Source organism: Staphylococcus sp. acrmy, from assembly GCF_022690565.1.
In the GTDB taxonomy this organism is placed as follows: domain Bacteria; phylum Bacillota; class Bacilli; order Staphylococcales; family Staphylococcaceae; genus Staphylococcus; species Staphylococcus caledonicus.
On record NZ_JALCVE010000022.1, the window covers coordinates 1 to 1,608 of the forward strand.

A 1,608-nucleotide genomic window follows, 5' to 3' on the forward strand; every position below is an offset into this window, starting at 1 on the left:
GCGCACGGTGGATGCCTTGGCACTAGAAGCCGACGAAGGACGTTACTAACGACGATATGCTTTGGGTAGCTGTAAGTAAGCGTTGATCCAGAGATTTCCGAATGGGGAAACCCAGCACGAGTTATGTCGTGTTATCGACAAGTGAATTCATAGCTTGTCCGAAGGCAGACCCGGAGAACTGAAACATCTTAGTACCCGGAGGAAGAGAAAGAAAAATCGATTCCCTGAGTAGCGGCGAGCGAAACGGGAAGAGCCCAAACCAATAAGCTTGCTTATTGGGGTTGTAGGACACTCTGTACGGAGTTACAAAAGAATATATTAAACGAATCATCTGGAAAGTTGAATCAAAGAAGGTAATAATCCTGTAGTTGAAAATATATTCTCTCTTGAGTGGATCCTGAGTACGACGGAGCACGTGAAATTCCGTCGGAATCTGGGAGGACCATCTCCCAAGGCTAAATACTCTCTAGTGACCGATAGTGAACCAGTACCGTGAGGGAAAGGTGAAAAGTACCCCGGAAGGGGAGTGAAAGAGAACTTGAAACCGTGTGCTTACAAGTAGTCAGAGCCCGTTAATGGGTGATGGCGTGCCTTTTGTAGAATGAACCGGCGAGTTACGATCTGATGCAAGGTTAAGCAGAAAATGTGGAGCCGTAGCGAAAGCGAGTCTGAATAGGGCGTTTAGTATTTGGTCGTAGACCCGAAACCAGGTGATCTACCCATGGTCAGGTTGAAGTTCAGGTAACACTGAATGGAGGACCGAACCGACTTACGTTGAAAAGTGAGCGGATGAACTGTGGGTAGCGGAGAAATTCCAATCGAACTTGGAGATAGCTGGTTCTCTCCGAAATAGCTTTAGGGCTAGCCTCAAGTGATGATTATTGGAGGTAGAGCACTGTTTGGACGAGGGGCCCTTCTCGGGTTACCGAATTCAGACAAACTCCGAATGCCAATTAATTTAACTTGGGAGTCAGAACATGGGTGATAAGGTCCGTGTTCGAAAGGGAAACAGCCCAGACCACCAGCTAAGGTCCCAAAATATATGTTAAGTGGAAAAGGATGTGGCGTTGCCCAGACAACTAGGATGTTGGCTTAGAAGCAGCCATCATTTAAAGAGTGCGTAATAGCTCACTAGTCGAGTGACACTGCGCCGAAAATGTACCGGGGCTAAACATATTACCGAAGCTGTGGATTGTCCGTAGGACAATGGTAGGAGAGCGTTCTAAGGGCGTCGAAGCATGATCGCAAGGACATGTGGAGCGCTTAGAAGTGAGAATGCCGGTGTGAGTAGCGAAAGACGGGTGAGAATCCCGTCCACCGATTGACTAAGGTTTCCAGAGGAAGGCTCGTCCGCTCTGGGTTAGTCGGGTCCTAAGCTGAGGCCGACAGGCGTAGGCGATGGATAACAGGTTGATATTCCTGTACCACCTAGCATCGTTTTAATCGATGGGGGGACGCAGTAGGATAGGCGAAGCGTACGATTGGATTGTACGTCCAAGCAGTGAGATTGAGTGTTAGGCAAATCCGGCACTCGTAAGATTGAGCTGTGATGGGGAGAGGAAATTGTTTCCTCGAGTCGTTGATTTCACACTGCCGAGAAAAGCCTCT

Annotated in this window: 1 rRNA gene; it reads left to right on the plus strand. The window is 48.4% G+C overall.

Going from position 1 to position 1,608, the window contains the following annotated elements:
- Window positions 1–1,608 (plus strand): 23S ribosomal RNA (locus FH144_RS12005); the annotation flags it as partial.